Genomic DNA, 17,293 nt, shown 5'->3' with positions numbered 1-17,293 from the left:
GGGCGGCGCGGCGCACACTGGGCGCCATCGTTTCTAACACAAGTAAGGAAGGGAGGAAACGATCATGAGCATCGACGAAGAGAAGGGGGCCGCGGGCGGACCGGCTCCCAAGAAGCGTCCCAAGCGCGGGTGGATCGTCGCCGGCGTGGTGGCGGCCATTATCGTGGTGGCCGGCGCCGGGTTCTGGGTGTGGCACGAGCAGCCGAGCTTCTGCAACGCCATCTGCCACAGCCCCATGGACTACTACGTGGAGACCTACGACTCCGGCGACCCGAACCTGGGCGTGACCGTGCACGCGAAGGCCGGCGAGTCGTGCCTCGACTGCCACACCGCCGAGCTGACGACCCAGATCTCGGAGGTGTGCGCCTGGGTGTCCGACAACTACCCCATGACCGAAGACGGCACCATGCTCGCCACCGGCAAGCAGTTCGCCAGCGAGGAGTTCTGCGCGCGAGCCGAGTGCCACGGAGGCAAGTCCTTTGACGAGATCACCGCGGGCCTGTGGGGATTCGCCGGCAACGACGAGAAGTACAACCCGCATTCCAGCCATCAGGACATGGCCTTGGAATGCGGCGACTGCCACAAAGCCCACGAGAACCAGGTGCTCGTCTGCAACGAGTGCCATGATCTGACCCTGCCCGAGGGATGGGAGGCTCCCAATGTCCAGTAACATAACACGTCGCAGCTTCTTCAAGGGCGCGGGCCTTGCGGCCCTGGGCGGCCTGTCCGCTGCGGCCCTCTCCGGCTGCGGGCACGGCTACGCCGCCGCCGAGCCGACCAATCCGAGCACCGGCGACTTCGACGGCCCCTCCTGGTTGGGAGCGCCGCCCGTCATCGACGAGGCCAATATCGCCGAGACCATCGAGACCGAGGTGCTCGTCGTGGGCATGGGCACCGGCGGCATCCCGGCCATGATCTCGGCCGCCGAGAACGGTGCGAAGGTGCTCGGCATCGACCGCCAGGGCACCCCCCATAACGTCCGCGAGGACATCGGCGCCATCGATTCGCGCCTGCAACAGGCCTCCTTCGACGAGTTCCCGGAGTTCCGCATCGAGAAGAAAGAGGCCGTCGAGGACATCGTCCGCTACGCCAACGGCTTTGTGAACTACGACCTGGTGAAGCTGTGGGCCGACGAGTCCGGCGCCATGGTAGACTGGCTCACCGACATCATCCAGCGCGACGGCAAGCTCGTCATGGAATTCGAGGGCGGCGTGGGCGACACCTCCGACCCGGGCCGCGACAAGGCCTTCGCCACCGGCCACAGTCCGCAAAAAACCGATGCCGTGGCCGAGGACGAGGAGTGGGGCTTCGCCGAGTCCATCTTGGCCTACGCCGCCGAGCAGGGCGCCGAGACACGCTGGTACTGCGAGTTCATCAAATGCGAGACCGACGAGTCCGGCCGCGTGACCGGCGTCATCGCCCGCGACGTGCAGGGCGACCGCCACTACCTGCGCATCAACGCCAGCAAGGGCGTCATCCTCTCCACCGGCGGCTACGGCAACAACCTGGAGATGATGGAGGACCGCCAGGCCTGGAACCAGAAGATCCGCATCGCGGCCCCCGGCTCCGGCGGCAACCCCACCGGTTCCGGCATTAAAGCGGCGCTGTGGCTCGGCGCCACTATGGACCCGCTCGGCGCGGCCTGCACCTTCAACCGCGCCTGCGTGAAGCCCGACCAGTACGCCGGCGACGGCGTGCTCGGCCGCTGGTTCTGGTTTGGCGAGCAGCCCTTCCTGAAGCTGAATCTGAAGGGCGAGCGCTTCTGCAACGAGAGCGGCCCCTACGACTACATGCTGCACTCCACCATCATGCAGCCGCACCAGACCTACGTGGACATCTGGGACGCAAACCACGCCGCGCAGGCCGAGGCCTTCGACGAGGTGGGCTGCTGCCGTCTGTTCCCCTTCCCCAACGGGGCGAAGAACAACATCCCCATGCAGGTGGTGGACGGTATGATAGAGAAGCTCATCGAGGACGGTTACGTGCAGAAGGCCGACACCATGGAAGAGCTCGCTGAGAAGCTGAACCTTCCCGTGGAGACCACCGTGGCCTCGTGGAAGCACTACAACGAGATGGCCGCGGCCGGCGAGGACACCGACTACTACAAGGAGAAGCACCGCCTGATGGCCATCGACACGCCGCCCTTCTACGGCGTGCGCACCGGGGCGTGGTTCTTGGCGACGCTCGACGGCGTCACCATCGACACGAACATGCACCCGTGCGACGAAAACGGCGACCCCATCGAGGGCCTGTACCTCACCGGCAACGACTCGGGCGGCTTCTTCTCGGTGAGCTATCCAAACCTGCTGACGGGACTCGCCTGCGGGCGCACCATGACCTTCGGCCGCCGCGCCGGCATGCTGGCGGCAACCGGGCAGGCGTAAGGCGTCCGCGTCTTCAAGGCCCCTTCGCCTTCGCGAGTCGTTTATTCCGCAACCCGCGAAGGCAGTTCGTCAAGCCCTTCCTAAGGGACACCACCCGTCGCGCCTCCCCTCCAGCGACCAGCGGTTATGAGAGCGAGCCCCCTGTCCCGCGCGGACAGGGGGCTTTCGCGTGTAGAATGGAGGGAAGCGGGAAGGAGCGAAAGGGAGCGACATGGAAACGGAATGCACTGCAGAAAAGGCGAGCCCCTTGTGCGGGTTCGTCGCGCTGCTTTTGACGCTCGGCACCACCTCTCTTATGAACGGCTCGCTCTTCCCGCAGTTCGACGCGATCTTCATGTTCGCCCGCGACATCTCCGTCACGTTCTCGGCAGCAACTTTGCTCGGCCTTGGACTTGCGGCCTACCGCGCCCCGCGCCTTCTGCGGGAGCGCGCCATCGTCGCCGTGGCGGTGGCGTGTCTTGTAGGCGGCGGCGCGCTTCTGGCCCTGGGGCTTGGGTTTTCCGCGCCGGCGCCCCTCGTTGCGGGTGCGAGCCTCGCCGCCATCGGCCGATCGGTGGCGACCATATCGGTGGCGCTTTATCTCGCGCGCCTCGAAATGCACGCGACGGCCGTGATCATCGCTGCGGCCTACACCGTTCAGCTGGCGGCGAGCCCCGCGTCATCGCTTCTGCCCCCGTGGGTCGGAACCGCTCTCTTCCTGGCTTTCCCCTTGGCGGCCATCGCGCTTACCGCCCGGGGGGCGCGCCTCTACTTCGCCGTGGCCCACGACCGGCCTTCGCCGAGCGACATCGCCGTCACGCGGCCGGCCTCGTTCCTCGCGCCGTTCTCGGCCCTGTTCGTGTGCTTGTTTTTGTTCCAGGTGGCCTTCGGGTTCGCCCTGCGTTTCGGAGAGGTGGCGGGCACGCCGCGCATGTCGTTTCTCTCGGCCATCCCGCTTGCCCTCGTGGCCCTTTACGTGATTTGCTCGCGCCGGCGCTTTCCCGCCGACGGTCTCGTGCAGCTGTCGGCCCTCGCGGTGATGGCCGGGTTCCTTCTGGCAACCCAGCCCCTGCTCGCCGCCGACAGCGGAGCGGCCGACGTGGCGCTGCTGAACGCCGGCAACGGCCTGTTCATCATGGCCGCCCAGATGGCGCTCATCACCATTGCCACGCGCAATCCGCTCGGGGCCATCACAACGGTAGCCTGGGGCAACGGCGTTTCGGCCTTAGGATCGCTCACAGGAGCCGCCGCGGGCATGCTCGCCAACGGCGCCGCTGCCAGCGTGCCTGCCCTGCGCGTGGCCATCCCCGCGGCGCTGCTGCTGGTCTTCGCCGCCTACGTGACCATCGGGCTGAAGCGCTTCACCTTCGCCGGCGCCATCGACGGCATCGATCCGGTGCTGGTGGGGGCGACGACCACTGGGAAGGGAACCGATGCGGGAGCACAAGCGGTACCGGGCGCCGGAACGGGGTCAGTGCCGGTGCCGATGCCCGCGGCCCGCACCCCCGAGGAGGCCTTTGCCTCCCGCTGCGCGGCCATCGCCGAGGAGTTCTCCCTTACCCCGCGCGAGGCCGAGGTGTTCGCCATGCTCGCCCGCGGCCGCGACCGCGCCTACATCGAGGAGGCGCTCGTCGTGTCCCGCAACACCGTGAAGGCCCACGTGAAGCACGTCTACGCGAAGCTCGGCATCCATTCCCACCAGGAGCTGCTCGATCTAGTGGAAGGTTGAACACTTCCCAGCGGCCACGTTTGCAGCGCGCTGTCAATCGAGAAACTGTTGCCTAATTATGAACAATTTACTTGCCTTTTCCTCGCTTCAACAAAGCCCCGTGTACGGACGATAAAATATGCAAGAAAACAATTGACACGGGAGGCATTGTGGCCATTCGCATCATCGTGGACTCGTCGGCGGACATGGAAGAGGGCTACGCCCGCGCCCACGACATTACCATCATCCCCATGACCATCGCATTCGGCTCCGAACAGTACGCCGAGGGCGTCGACCTTTCGCGCGAGGAGTTCTTCGAGCGCCTCGTAGAAACCGACGAGCTGCCCCGCACGAGCCAGATCCCTCCCATGGTGTTCCAAGACCTCTTCCAAGAGGCCGTCGATGCCAGCGACGAGGTCGTCTGCATCACGCTTTCCAGCCACATCTCCGGCACCTACCAGAGCGCCTGCATCGCCGCGGCGCCGTTTAAGGAGTCGGTCTTCGTGGTCGACAGCGAGAACGCCACCATCGGCGAGCGTATCCTCGCCGAGCGCGCCTGGGCCCTGCGCGATGAAGAGCTTTCCGCCGCCGACATCGCCTACTGCCTCAACCAGGAGAAGAAGGACATCCGGCTCGTGGCCTCCCTGGATACGCTGGAGTACCTGCGCCGCGGCGGCCGCATTTCCGGAGCGGCGGCCCTCGTGGGCGGCATGCTCTCCATCAAGCCCGTGGTGGGCGTCGTCGATGGCGACGTCGTTGTGCTGGGCAAGGCCCGCGGATCGAAGCAGTCGAAGAACATGGTGTTCCAGAAGATCGACGAGGCCGGCGGCATCGACTTCACGCGGCCCATCTGGGTGGCCTACTCGGGCCTGTCCGACGCGACGGCCCGCAAGTACATCGCCGACAGCCTGACGCAGGCGAAAGCCGCCGAGGAAGCAGCCGCCGACGAGTCCGCCGTGCCGGACGACTTGCCCCTCGCGCAGGTCGGCGCCGTCATCGGCACCCATGTGGGCCCGGGCGGCGTCGCTTTCGCCTTCTTTGCCAGAGAATAGACGGAACCAGAAGGGCGCCGTTCGCTCTTCCATGGAACTAGTCCAATCCTCCAGAACAGTTGCATGCCCATTTTTTCCAAGAAATTGCGTTTGTTAGCGTGAAGAGGGGCTATTCGCCTCCGTTTGACTCTGTTTTCAGCTCAAAACGGAGGAATTGCGCCCAAATTCACCGCATCGGAAGGGGCAGCGCTCCGAAAACGAGTCCGTGAATGCTAACAAACGCAATATTTCGGAAAAAACGCGACGGCGTTTTGCCCAAAGCACAAAAAGGGCTCCCCTAAGGGAGCCCTCGAGATCACCGAAGCGGCGCGGAACTTTAAACGCGCTTGATGACGCGGCCGTCGCGGGTGTCGATCTGCAGGACGTCGCCAATCTCGATGAACGTCGGCACCTGCACCTCCTTGCCCGTCTCAAGCGTGGCCGGCTTCAGCGTGTTGGTGGCGGTGTCGCCCTTGAAGCCCGGTTCGGTGTGGGTGACCTCGAGCTCCACGAACATCTGGGGCTCCAGGCTGATGAGCTCGTCGCCGGCGTACAGAAGCGTCGCCTCGTCGTTCTCCTTCAGCCAGTCGGCCGCGGAGCCCACCATATCGGCGGAGACGGGCATCTGCTCGAACGTGCTGTTGTCCATGAACCAGTAATCGGCGCCGTCGTTGTAGAGGTACTGCATCTTCTTGGACTCAAGACGCACGGAATCGAACTTCGTGCCGGCGTTGAAGGTGTAGTCGACCACGCGGCCGGTCTTGATGTCCTTGAGCTTGGTGCGCACGAACGCGCCGCCCTTGCCCGGCTTCACATGCTGGAACTCGACGATGGTGCACATCTTGCCGTTGTTGATGATGCACATGCCGTTCTTGAAATCGGCGGTAGAAATGCTTGCCACGGATGCTTCCTTTCCTGCTCACGCGCTGCGGCAAACCCTCTGGTCGCCCGCCGCGTTTGGTTCAAACTGGTACAGTATAGCCGTCTCGCGCCCTCTTCGCAAAGAAAATATGAGAGGACGCAGGTCGACGAGGACAAGCATCCCTCCATCGACCCCTAATCGCCCCTAATCGACGTAGCTGTTGATGAGGGCGAACAGCTCCTGTTTCTTGTGGATGTCCAGTTTCTGGTAAAGCCGGCGCAGGTGCGTCTTCACCGTGTTGTCGGAAATGAACAGCTCCGTGGCGATGGAGGAGATGGTGTGCCCTCGCGCCACCAGGGCCATCACCTCGATTTCCCGCTGCGACAAGGCGTACTTCCTCCCGATGAGGTCGCACCGGAGGGCCGTCTTATCCTCGTAGTGCGGCTGCTCGGCATCTCCCAGGGCCTCTTCCGCGATCGCGTCGTCCGCATCCAAGTCGATGGCGCCATCCGACGCCGGATCGGTCGCGCCCTCCCGCGTCCGAGCCAGCGACAGGAACTCGATGGGCCGGCTCGTCTCCGAGCGCGAGGGATGAAGCGCCCGTGTTCCGTACAGAACAAGCGCCAGAAAGCACACCGACCCGAGAGCTATAACGGCATACGGGGAGACGTCGAATGCCGTGCCGCAGGGGGCCAAAGCGCCCAGAAGGTACCCCAGACCTTGCGCGGCTACGCAAACGAGCGTCTGGAAGCTCAGGCAGAACACCGGGTCGATGCCGTAGTCGTGCGACACCTGAACGGCGAGGATCTGAACGCTCAGCGACAGAAAGCTGTAAATCATGTACAGAAGCGCGGCCGCAACGACAAGCGGAGTCCCATAGGCGAACGGAAGCGCCCCGAGAGCCACCACGATCAGGGGAAACGCCAGCCGGAACACACCGTCGATGGTGTAGCGCACCGTCCGAAACCGCCACAGCAGCATAAGGGCGATGGGGGCGAACAGCCCCGCGAGCGCGGAACCGTAGTTGACAAACGTCATCGCCGTCGTGTCGATGGAGAGAAACCGCACCACTCCGCCGAGAAAGGCAAAGGCTCCGCAGTACAGCACGCTGCGCCAGAAACTGCCGAGCCCGTGGATATAGCTCACCCGGTTGTCAGCGAAAGAGCACGTCGCCATCGGCGAGGCAAGGTCGATCTGGCGGTTCTGCGCGAGAAGCAATATCCAACTGGCGGCCATAAGGGCCGTTGAAATCGCCAGCGTCACCGCCGCGCCCGTAAAGGATTCGAAGAACGTCCTTGCGAAAAAGCTCACCACCCATGCCAAGAGCAGCGTCATCAAACTGACCTCGATATCGCGCAACGATATAACGTAGAACCACGAGAATACAAGCGCATAGGAGCCCGCAACGGGAATCGCGATGCCGAGCACCCACTGAGCCGTCCCCTCCACCATCGGCAGGCCGGACACGAGCAAGCTCGCAAGGGCGACGCAGGGAACCACGCCCATCCCGAAATGGCGCAGCGACCGCCGCGACAGAGTGCACCACAGCATCGCCACCGCGCTCACCACGACGCCAATTGCAATTCCCACGCCATGGGAACCGTAGAAGGCCCCCGAAGGGACAGAGAGCCAGTCGCTTTTCCACAAGAACAGCGACGAGAGCGACATGGCCGCCGCCATGCCGATCGACGATGAAACGACCTTGCCCACATCGAACAGCTTCACCGATTGCGACCCCCTCTTCAACTGCGAACAAACCGAAGTCTACCAGATCAGGAGGAGAACCGCCGCAAGCGGGGCATCTTTCGCTCCTCTCCAATCTCTCTGCCATCAGGCATTTCTCGGTAATTCACGAAAAAGGTTGACAGCTGAAAACGACTTTTCACCAAAACAGGGTCTCACACAAGCCGCTCTTCCGAGGCCAAACTGGCATCAGACGGCACAGACACCGGAGGGGTGTCGCCTCGAGGAGAAAGGAGACCATTTATGGCACAAGCAACAGAGAGGACCGTCTCGCGGAGGGGGTTCGTCAAGGGCTCTACCCTATCGGCCTTAGCGGCCATGGCCGGAGCAGGGGCCGCAAGCTCCCTCTTCGGCTGCGCACCCCAAACGGCAGAGAAGGGCGAAGACCTCGCGCAAACGGGAACCACCGACGTCGTGGCCAACGACATCCCCGAGGAGGGAGAGGTCATCTGGCAGAGCTGCTGCCACTGCGGCTTCGTCGCCTGCCCCCTGAAGTGCCACGTCGTGGATGGAACCCTGCGCTGGGTCGACAACGACACCGAAGGCGACGACGAGTTCGGTGGCGTCTCGTTCCGTTCCTGCCTGAAGGCGCGCTCTGTGCGGAAGTGGATCAACAGCCCCGATCGCCTCAAGTACCCCATGAAGCGCACCGGCAAGCGCGGTTCAGGCGAGTTCGAGCGCATCAGCTGGGACGAGGCGCTCGACATCATCGCCGAGAAGTACCGTTACACCCTTGACACCTACGGGCCCGAGGCGTTCTTCCTGTGCGCAACGGGAACCCGCAACTACCCCATCCAGCGCCTGTTCAACCTCACCGGCGGACATCTGGGAACCATCAACTCCGAGTCCAACGGACAGATCGCGCAGACCGCCAACTACCTCTTCGGCTTCGACGGCCAGACCTTCGACTGTGCCGGTGGCCTCGGAAGCAACACCTCCGCCATTAAAGATGCCGACTGCGGGCTGTTCTTCGGCTGCGGCTCGGGCGAATCGCGCATGTGCGGAATGGGGGAAGTGTACGAGGTGGCCAAGGCGCGGGAAGCCGGCATCCCCGTCGCCTTCGTCGACTACCGCCTGGGCGAGGGGTCCTCGGGCAACCCCGATGAGTGGTTCCCTATCTACCCCGGCACCGACGGCGCCCTGGCAAGCGCCATCGCCTACGTCATCATCAGCGAGGGCAAGCACGACAAGGCCTTCCTGGACAAATACGTCGTCGGCTTCGACGCCGACACCATGCCCGAATCGGCTCCGGCGAACTCCTCCTACATGGACTACATCATGGGCACCGGCTACGACAATATCCCCAAGACGCCCGAGTGGGCGGCCCCCATCTGCGGCCTTCCCTCCGAGAAGATCACGTACCTGGCGCACTTCATAACCGACCATGAGACCTGCTTCATCACCCAGGGCTTCGGGCCCCAGCGCCGCCACAACGGCGAATGGAACGCCGCCGCCATCGCCGCCCTCCCCGTCATCACCGGCAATATCGGCCGAGCGGGCACCTGCCCGGGGCTCAACGGCAAGGGTATGCAGATGAACTTCGACGGCGGCATGTGGAACTCGGTGCCCATCGGCGAAAACCCCGTCACCAAGAAGATCTCCATCTCCGGGCGCTTCAACGCCATGGACCATCCCCTGGAGATGACCGCACTGACCGACGGCATCCAGGGTGGCGACAAGCTCGAGGTCGGCATCAAGTTCCTCGCTCTTTACGAGGCCGGCTGCTTCGGCAACTCCAGCTCGGATTTGAACTGGGCGGCCACCATCCTCGAGGACGAGAGCAAGTGCGAGTTCATCCTCGGCTGCGACGTCATCATGTCTACCTCCCTGCCCTTCTGCGACATCATCTTGCCCGATCTCATGTACCAGGAACGCATGAACATGGTCTCCACCGTGACCGGCGGCTCCGCGCTCGGCTTCGTCTTCGGCCGCCCCGTGCAAGAGCCGCAGTTCGAATGCCGCCTCTCCTACGACTGGGTCGCCGATCTCGCCGAGCGCCTCGGCCTGCGCGACGAGTTCACCGAAGGCAAGACATGGGAGGAATGGATGGAGACCCGCTACGAGGAGTACAGTCGCCCCTCGGCCCCCAACGGCAACGCCCCGTCCTTCCAGGAGGGCTTGGAGATGGGCTTTTGGCGCGATCCCGTCGAGGCCGTCCCCTTCATCGCGCTCAAAGATTACGTCGAGGACCCGGAAGGACGCCCCCGGACGACTCCCTCGGGCAAGATCGAGCTGTACTCCGAGCGCCTGGCCACCATACGGGACACCTGGACGTTCCACAACGGGGAGCGCGACGTGGTGCGGCCGGTGCCCAGCTATTTCCCCGAGATCGAGGGCGTGGCCGACGTTAACGAGACCTACCCCCTCCTGTTCTCCACCTGGAAGGCGAAAAACCAGTTCCACAGCCGCTACCAGGTGATCGAGGAGCTGCAGCAGGCCTGCCGTCATTGCCTGTGGATCAACCCCATCGACGCCGAGCCGCGCGGCATTGAAAACGGCGACACCCTGCGCGTGTTCAACGACCGGGGCGAGGTGGAGATCATGGCCCGCGTGACGGCGCGCATCATGCCCGGCGTCGTGGGCATGCCCCATGCCCACCGGCGCGAGGTGGTCGACGGCGTGGACATCGGTGCCAACGCCAACACCCTGAGCGGCCACCACTGGTCGCCCATTTCCAAGAACTGCCCGTCGACCGGCTCTACGCTCGTGCAGGTCGAGAAGGCTTAAGGAGGCTTCCCATGACGCAATACGGTTTCTATTTCGACTCTTCGCGCTGCACCGGCTGCAAAACCTGCGAACTCGTCTGCAAGGACTACCACGACCTGGGGCCCGACATCTTGTTCCGCCGCATTTACGACTTCGAGGGTGGCAGCTGGGAGAAAACCCCCGAGGGGGCGTGGAACAAGACGGCTTTCAACTACCATCTGGCCGTCTCCTGCAACCACTGCGACAGCCCCGCCTGCGTGGAAAACTGCCCCACGGGCGCCATGCGGAAAGACGCCGAGACGGGCCTTGTGAACGCCGACCCGGAAGTGTGCATCGGCTGCGGCACCTGCCAGAAGTCATGCCCCTACGACGCGCCGCGCATCGATGCGGAGCTGTCGGTCTCCCGCAAGTGCGACGGCTGCCTGGCCCGCGTGCGCAACGACGAGCAGCCCATGTGCGTCGGCTCCTGCCCGCTGCGCGCTCTGGAGTTCGGCCCCATCGACGAGCTGCGCGAGAAGCACGGCGATCTCTGCCAGGTGCCGCCCCTGCCCGAGCCGACCACGGGCCCCAACCTCGTCATCGGAAGCTGCCAGGCCATCGACTCCGACACCTACAACCTCGACGAGGGCTACCTAGCCAACCCCCTCGAAGTGGAGTAGCCATGAACGCGCCCGCTGAGAACACCGCGCCCTGCGCGCTGGTACTGGGAACGCTCTTCCTTGAGAAGCCCTCTTCTTCGACAGCCAAACTGCTTTTGGAGGGCCTGGCGTCCGCGGATCTTCCGGCCGAGTGGCCCTATGGCGATAAGGCGGCCTTGGAGGAAATCGGCGAGCAGCTCCAGTGCACGGTCGGGGCCGACCCTGCTGACCTCGACCGCGACTACCATCGGCTGTTCGTGGGGCCAGGCAAGCTCGCCGCGCCCCCGTGGGGGTCGGTCTACCTCGACTCGGAGTCGGTGCTGTTCGGCGATTCGTGCGTCGCCCTGCAGCGCTGGATGCGCGCCCGAGGCATCCAGCTGCACGAAGGGGAAAGTCGCGAGCCCGTCGACCACATTGGGCGCATGCTCGTGCTTCTCAGCTGGCTTTCCGACAACCAGCCGGACCAGGTCGGCCCTTTTCTGGACGAGCACTTGATGACCTGGGCACTGCGCTATTTCGAACAGCTTGGGCCAGCGGCCGCCGGCACCCTGTACGAGCCGCTGGGGCGCCTCGCCTTGCTCACTTTGGAGGCCATCGCCCAGTCGCGGTAATCCTAGTCCCTCCCCGTTTCAAGGGCGTCCGACCCTCCCCTTCGTCGGACGCCCTTCTCTTTCTCACGTGAAGTTGGTCCATGCAGTCAGCTTCGCCCTTCGGCAACCTTAGGAGCCCCTATGAATTTCCTCTTTCTCTTGATTATCGCGGCAGTGGCGGCCTACCTCCTCCGAAGCCCTCTCAAGGCTCATCCCTCTCTCTTCTACAGCATTGCCGCGATGCTCGTCCTTCTCTACTTCTTTGGTGCCACCTTCGGCGTTCCCCGCTGGCTGTGGATGCCCCTGGTCGATCTCATTCAAAAGTGCGAGCTTGCCGTCGCCCTCTTCGCAGTCGTCATGCTCATAGGTTGCCTCGGCAAGGAGCAGACTCTCTACCGTCGAATGAAGCCGATCAGGGCCGAGCTGTCCATTATTGCCTGCATTCTCTGCCTCGGGCACATGGCCGTGTACCTTGGCTCCTACCTGCCCAGACTGCTCGGCAATGCGAGCATCAACAGCAATGTTGCCGTCGCCTTCGGCGTGGCCGTCGCACTCTTCGTGCTGCTCGCTCTTCTTGGCGTGACGTCCCTCGGCATCGTGAAGCGGGCCATGAGCAGCCGTCGCTGGACGCGCATCCAGCGATTCGCCTACTTATTCTTCGCTCTGATATTCTGCCATCTTGCGCTCATGCTTCTTCCTGCTGCCCTACACGGAGGCGTTGCCGCCCAAGAATCGCTTTTCGTGTATACGGCGGTGTTCGGAGCCTACGGAATACTGCGTTTGGGCAAAGCTGTTGCGGAGCGCCATGAAGAGACGCAGGAGGACGCGAGCGCAACGCCAGCCATCGCCATAGAAGAAGAGGCGGCCGTCGGAGATGCCGCTTAAAGGCACGAGCAAACTACCCCTTTCGATATGGGCGAAAATTTCGACTTGTTAGATTTCTTGTTTGGCAAAGCAGCTCCGATAAGACCTGCTATTTACGTTATTCGTCAGTTTTGCCCCGCGATACTCGGCGCTTACGATCCCCAAAGTCTAACAAGTCGAATTTTCCGCCCCATCGGGAGCTTATTCTTGCCCGGACACGTCACCCTGTTGGACGATCGGTCGGCAGTGGCGCTTCTTTCGGCCCTGTCGCCTACGCCTCTTCTGTTGCGGGGGCGCCCTGCGGCTCGTCGGCGGAAGGCCTCTCCGTCCCTTTGCGCCGTCTGCGGGCGGCGTCGCGCAGCTTGCCGTAGAGGCCCATGTAGGCGTTCACGATGACGCCGGTGAAGGCGGCGCAGACGAAGGTGCCCTCGCGCACGCCGGCCAAATGACCCACGAACAGGAACGCGCACAGGCACGCCAAGGCCGCGCAGGCGAGATCGAAGCCCACCTTCACGGTGCCGAACCGGGCGCCGGTCTTGCGCACCACGGCCTGCACCACGGCCTCGCCGCAGTTCATGACCGTGCCCGAGACGACCGTCATCACAATGCCCAGCGCGAGAACGACCATGCCGCCGATAAGCCACAGCCACGAGGCGACATAACTCGTCGGCGCAGCGGGGCCGAGCAGTGCCATGAAGGCGTCAATGCACACGCCGAAGAACACCGAGATGGGAATCTGCCACAAGTCCACCAGACGGAACTCCCGACGAAGAAGAGCGATTTGCACCAGCACGAGAAAGCACTGCCACCCCAGCATGAACGTGCCGAAGCTCACCATTGTGAAGCCGATGGAAAGCACGTTGGGCGTGGCGGAGATGGGCGAGTTGCCCAAATCGGCCTTCACGACGATGTCGATGCCAAGCCCCATGACCGCGATGCCCGCCAGCATAAGCGCGATGCGGCCCGTCAGAAACAGGGCGGCGCGCAGCGTCAGCGATCGCTCGGCGAGAGCGGCGGCCGAGCCTTCCGCAGATTTCGTCGAAGGAGGAAGACCGTCTTGAGTGCCTCGGACGCCTTCGGCCGAAGACGCAGTCTTTAAGCCGCCGGCTTGCGGCGAGGGTCTGTCGGACGGATCGGCAGATGCGCCCGAGCGCTCGCGCCCCATGGATTTTCCCTTGGTCCGAATCTCGCTTCCACGATTGATCTTCCGTTCCGTCATCGTCTCCTCACCGTCCTTTCCGGTGTCGCGGCGTGCAAATACCTTTCAGTTATAGCACGGGAAGAGACGCGGTTCGCAGAAAATACGCGAGCACGACTGCGCAAAGGTTAGATGGCGCAAACTCAACCGCTCACCACCGACGAGCGGCAGAACGACGGCGACGCAACGGCGACAAGGCGAAGCCCTAGATGACCACGAGGTCGTGGGTGGAGTTGGTGAACACGTCGAAGCCGTCGGCGGTCACGACGCCGAAATCCTCCAGGCGCATGCCGAACTTGCCCGGCAGGTAGATGCCCGGCTCCACGGTGACGACGTTGCCGGCCACGAGAGGCCGCTCGTTGCGCGGAGCGAGCACCGGCTCCTCGTGGATGTCGATGCCCACGCCGTGGCCGAGGCCGTGGCCCATGCGGCCGCCGAAGCCGGCCGCCGCCAGCACCGCCTCGGCCTGCTCGTGGCCCTCTTTGCCCGTGACGCCGGGTCGAAGCATAGCTTCCACGGACTCGTTGGCCTCCCGCAGCGCGTCCCACGCCGCCCGCATCTCCGGGTCGGGCTCGCCGAGGAAGACCGTGCGGGTCATGTCCGAGCAGTAGCCGTAGGAGCGGGCGCCGAAGTCGAGCACGACGCACTGGCCGGCCTCCAGCATGGTGGTGCCGGGGATGGCGTGCGGGCTCGCGCCGTTGGGCCCGGTGGCCACGATGGAGGGGAACGCCAGGCCCTGGGCACCATGGCGCAGCATGAACTCCTCGAGCTCCAGCTGCACCTGGCGCTCCATCATGCCCGGGCGCATATAGCGAACGATGTGTTCGAAGGCGGCGTCGGTGATGGACTGGGCGCCGCGCATCCGCGCGATCTCGTAGCGATCCTTCACCGCGCGCAGTCCCACCACGACGCCGTCGGTCTCCACGAAAGGCTCCCCGGCATCGGCCTCGGCGAACGCTTTCTGCAAGCAGCGGTACTCGGCGAGCGAGACACCGTCCTCGATGCCCAAAAGCGCATCGGCGGCCCCGGAGGGCCGGCCTCCCCACCGCTTGACGGCAAACTGCGCGTGGGTCTCGCGCTCGGCGCTCACTTCCAAAGGCTTGTGCCGCGCGGCGTTCTCGCAGGCCGTCACGTAGCGCGAGTCGGTATGCAGCCACGCGTGGTCGGGACAGACATACAGAGCATGAGCCGCCTCCTCGTCGAAGACATCGTCGAAGGCGGTGAGCCACTGGACGTTCGACGTGTCGCGCACGAGAAACGCCCCCACGCCCAGCTCGGGAAACGTCTCGCGCAAGCGAGCCAGATGCCGCTCGCAGGCCTTCGGATCATTCAATTCGTCGAATACCGTCATGAATTCCTCCTGGTTCGTCCGGACGCCGGTGCGACGGGGCATCCCGTGCTCAAGCAATGGCTCGCTCGGCGGAACAGTTCACTGGACTGTTCCGTTCGCTGCGCAACCTGCGCGCGGGACGCCCCGTCGCACCGGCGTCCTACCCTATCGGGCTATTCGCTACCTTCGGCCACAGCGTTTTCCAGCAAAATATCCAGTGCGCGCAGGTAGCCCTCTTTGCCGAGGCCCTTCACCTGGGCGATGCAGGCCGGCGCGATCACCGAGGTGCGACGGAACTCCTCGCGCTTGCTGATGTCGGAGATATGGATCTCCACCACCGGCACGTCGATGCATTCTACGGCGTCATGCAGCGCATAGGAGTAGTGCGTGTGGGCCCCGGGGTTGTACACGATGCCGTCGTAGTTGCCATGAGCCGCATGCAGCCGATCGATGAGCGCGCCCTCGTGGTTCGACTGGAAGCAGTCCACCTCGCAGCCATGCTCGGCCCCGTAGGCACGCACCATCTCCTCGATGGCCTCAAGCGTGTCCGACCCGTAAATGGCCGGATCGCGCACCCCCAACATATTCAAGTTCGGCCCGTTCATGAGCAATATCTTCTTCATTTGGAAGCTTCCCACCGGCGCAGATGCTCCAAAATCACGTCGTCAGGCACGGCCACCAGTTCCCAGTCGCCGATGTCACGGGGCAGCACGAAGCGCACCTCGCCGGCACGGGTCTTCTTGTCGCGCTTCATGGCGGCCAGCATCTCATCGGCCGGCTCCGACCAGTCAAGCGCCGGCAGCCCGAGCCCGTCCAAAAGCTCGTCCTGGGCATCCACCAGCTCGGCCGACGTGCCCACCACATCCACGCCGAGGCGCGCCGCGAAGCGCATCCCCTCGGCCACCGCAGCCCCGTGGGAGAACGTCCCATAGCCCGCGAGCGCTTCCACCGCATGCCCCAGGGTGTGCCCGTAGTTCAGGCACTCGCGCACCCCGCGGCTCTCCGTCTTGTCCTCGGCCACAATGTTGGCCTTGAACACCACCGACCGCGCGATGGCCTCGGTGACCACCACCGGATCGCGCGTCTCCAGGGCGGCGGCGTGATCCATCATCCAGAAGAAGAACTCGTCGGAATCGATCACCGACGCCTTGGCGATCTCGGCGCAGCCGCAGGCCCATTCGCGGTCGTCCAGCGTGGCGAGCACCGCCGTGGAGGCGCACACGTAGGCCGGCTGCTTGAACGTGCCCACGAGGTTCTTCCCCTCGGGAAGGTTCACGCCGGTCTTGCCGCCGACCGAGGAATCCACCATGGCCAGAAGCGAAGTGGGCACCTGCACAAACGGGATGCCCCGCATGTAGGTAGAAGCGACGAACCCGGCCAAGTCGCCCACGACGCCGCCGCCGAGGGCCACCACGGCGCAGTCGCGCGTGAGCCCAAGCGATGCCATGGCCGACCAGATCTCCCCGGCCACCGCGAGCGACTTCGAGTCCTCCCCCGCGGGCACGACGATATCGCTCACGCGGAAGCCCGCCGCCTTCAGCGACGACTTGGCCTCTTCCAGATACAGCGGCCCCACGTTGGAATCGGTGAGGACGAGCAGGTGCGGCGCCCGTCCCACGCCATCGAGCCGCCGCACCGACTCGCCGAGGCCGGCGAGCACCGTGGCTCCGATACGCACGTCGTAGGGCGCCTCGCCGGGGATGTTGACCACTATCTTTGTTGCGGGCACAGGATTCCCTCCTTTTCCAAAATGCGCTGCACTTCCCGCGCGATGACCGGCACCGATTTGCCAGCGGTGCTCACGCGCACGTCGGCCACCGCCTCGTACAGCGGCAGGCGCTCCTCGCAGCGGGCCCGGGCCGCTTCCAGGTTCTGGAACAAGGGCCGGGTAGACGTATCGCTGATGCGGCTGGCGGCCTCGTCGGCGGTCACTTCCAGATACACCACGAAGCCGGCCTCGCGGAAGACGTCGTGGTTGGCCGGCGTGACCACCACGCCGCCGCCGCAGGAGATGAGCAAAGGGTCAGGCTTAGCGCCCAGCTCGCGCAGCACGTCCGTCTCGATGGCGCGGAATCCCTCCTCGCCGCCCTCGGCGAAGATCTCCTTCACCTTCTTGCCCTCGCGGCGCTCGATGTAGGTATCCATGTCCACCGAGGCCGCGCCGCACGTGCGGGCGAGGCGCCGGGCCACCGACGTCTTGCCGGCGCCCATGAACCCGACGAAAAAGACCGGGCGAGTCAGCTCCATGCGTTCTGCCATC

15 protein-coding genes are annotated in these 17,293 nt (G+C 64.4%); 8 read left to right on the top strand and 7 right to left on the bottom strand.

All coding sequences use genetic code 11. From position 1 onward, the window contains the following. Positions 1–64: 64 nt before the first annotated feature. The 4 genes from ACYVRU_RS04485 to ACYVRU_RS04470 all read left to right on the top strand — a co-directional run bounded on the left by ACYVRU_RS04485 (position 65) and on the right by ACYVRU_RS04470 (position 5,123). The gene (locus ACYVRU_RS04485; protein ID WP_114540474.1) at positions 65–670 is read left to right on the top strand and encodes a cytochrome c3 family protein; all 606 of its coding nucleotides are present in this window, start codon (positions 65–67) and stop codon (positions 668–670) included. Next, complete coding sequence (locus ACYVRU_RS04480) at positions 660–2,384, top strand: FAD-dependent oxidoreductase (protein WP_461185757.1); 1,725 nt, start codon at positions 660–662, stop codon at positions 2,382–2,384. Before ACYVRU_RS04485 ends, ACYVRU_RS04480 begins: the two co-directional genes overlap by 11 nt. Positions 2,385–2,595: 211 nt before the next feature. Then, complete coding sequence (locus ACYVRU_RS04475; RefSeq protein WP_161127485.1) at positions 2,596–4,092, top strand: helix-turn-helix transcriptional regulator; 1,497 nt, start codon at positions 2,596–2,598, stop codon at positions 4,090–4,092. Between the two features lie 149 nt (positions 4,093–4,241). Then, complete coding sequence (locus ACYVRU_RS04470) at positions 4,242–5,123, top strand: DegV family protein (RefSeq protein ID WP_161127486.1); 882 nt, start codon at positions 4,242–4,244, stop codon at positions 5,121–5,123. A 316-nt stretch (positions 5,124–5,439) separates the two neighbouring features. Here the strand turns inward: ACYVRU_RS04470 and efp are convergent, their stop codons facing one another. Together efp and ACYVRU_RS04460 are read right to left on the bottom strand one after the other, a co-directional pair. Continuing rightward, positions 5,440–6,003, bottom strand: a complete 564-nt coding sequence (efp, locus tag ACYVRU_RS04465; protein WP_114516453.1) for an elongation factor P — start codon at positions 6,001–6,003, stop codon at positions 5,440–5,442. A gap of 165 nt (positions 6,004–6,168) precedes the next feature. Continuing rightward, positions 6,169–7,689 carry a helix-turn-helix transcriptional regulator gene (locus tag ACYVRU_RS04460; RefSeq protein ID WP_114540459.1) on the bottom strand — a complete coding sequence of 507 codons (1,521 nt, stop codon included), beginning with the start codon at positions 7,687–7,689 and terminating at the stop codon, positions 6,169–6,171. Positions 7,690–7,950: 261 nt separating this feature from the next. On the opposite strand from ACYVRU_RS04460, the gene ACYVRU_RS04455 reads away from it, so the two are divergent. From ACYVRU_RS04455 to ACYVRU_RS04440, 4 genes are all read left to right on the top strand, one after another. After that, complete coding sequence (locus tag ACYVRU_RS04455; RefSeq protein WP_114540458.1) at positions 7,951–10,434, top strand: molybdopterin-dependent oxidoreductase; 2,484 nt, start codon at positions 7,951–7,953, stop codon at positions 10,432–10,434. A gap of 11 nt (positions 10,435–10,445) precedes the next feature. Further along, entirely contained in the window at positions 10,446–11,072 is a 627-nt protein-coding gene (locus ACYVRU_RS04450; RefSeq protein ID WP_114540457.1) for a DMSO/selenate family reductase complex B subunit, read from the top strand. A 2-nt stretch (positions 11,073–11,074) separates the two neighbouring features. After that, on the top strand, positions 11,075–11,662 hold the full coding sequence (dmsD, locus tag ACYVRU_RS04445; protein ID WP_161127487.1) for a Tat proofreading chaperone DmsD: 588 nt from the start codon (positions 11,075–11,077) through the stop codon (positions 11,660–11,662). 120 nt (positions 11,663–11,782) lie between these two features. After that, entirely contained in the window at positions 11,783–12,526 is a 744-nt protein-coding gene (locus tag ACYVRU_RS04440; protein WP_161127488.1) for a ferric reductase-like transmembrane domain-containing protein, read from the top strand. Positions 12,527–12,776: 250 nt separating this feature from the next. Here ACYVRU_RS04440 and ACYVRU_RS04435 read toward each other — a convergent pair whose 3' ends face one another. The 5 genes from ACYVRU_RS04435 to ACYVRU_RS04415 all read right to left on the bottom strand — a co-directional run bounded on the left by ACYVRU_RS04435 (position 12,777) and on the right by ACYVRU_RS04415 (position 17,292). Then, a complete protein-coding gene (locus ACYVRU_RS04435) occupies positions 12,777–13,724 on the bottom strand; it encodes a YczE/YyaS/YitT family protein (protein WP_161127489.1) in 948 nt (315 codons plus the stop codon). A 184-nt stretch (positions 13,725–13,908) separates the two neighbouring features. Beyond that, positions 13,909–15,054 (bottom strand): M24 family metallopeptidase, encoded by a 1,146-nt coding sequence (locus tag ACYVRU_RS04430; RefSeq protein WP_302233612.1) that lies wholly within the window; start codon positions 15,052–15,054, stop codon positions 13,909–13,911. 152 nt (positions 15,055–15,206) lie between these two features. Continuing rightward, positions 15,207–15,656 (bottom strand): type II 3-dehydroquinate dehydratase, encoded by a 450-nt coding sequence (gene aroQ, locus ACYVRU_RS04425; protein ID WP_161127491.1) that lies wholly within the window; start codon positions 15,654–15,656, stop codon positions 15,207–15,209. Beyond that, positions 15,653–16,762 carry a 3-dehydroquinate synthase gene (aroB, locus tag ACYVRU_RS04420; RefSeq protein WP_161127492.1) on the bottom strand — a complete coding sequence of 370 codons (1,110 nt, stop codon included), beginning with the start codon at positions 16,760–16,762 and terminating at the stop codon, positions 15,653–15,655. The genes aroQ and aroB overlap by 4 nt, the downstream gene beginning before the upstream one ends. After that, a complete protein-coding gene (locus ACYVRU_RS04415) occupies positions 16,744–17,292 on the bottom strand; it encodes a shikimate kinase (protein WP_237418782.1) in 549 nt (182 codons plus the stop codon). The genes aroB and ACYVRU_RS04415 overlap by 19 nt, the downstream gene beginning before the upstream one ends. Between the last annotated feature and the right edge of the window lies 1 nt (position 17,293).

This window comes from Adlercreutzia sp. CNCM I-6216, from assembly GCF_977113345.1.
The sequence above is the reverse complement of the archived record's forward strand: the minus strand, read 5'-3'. Positions and strand labels throughout refer to the sequence as shown.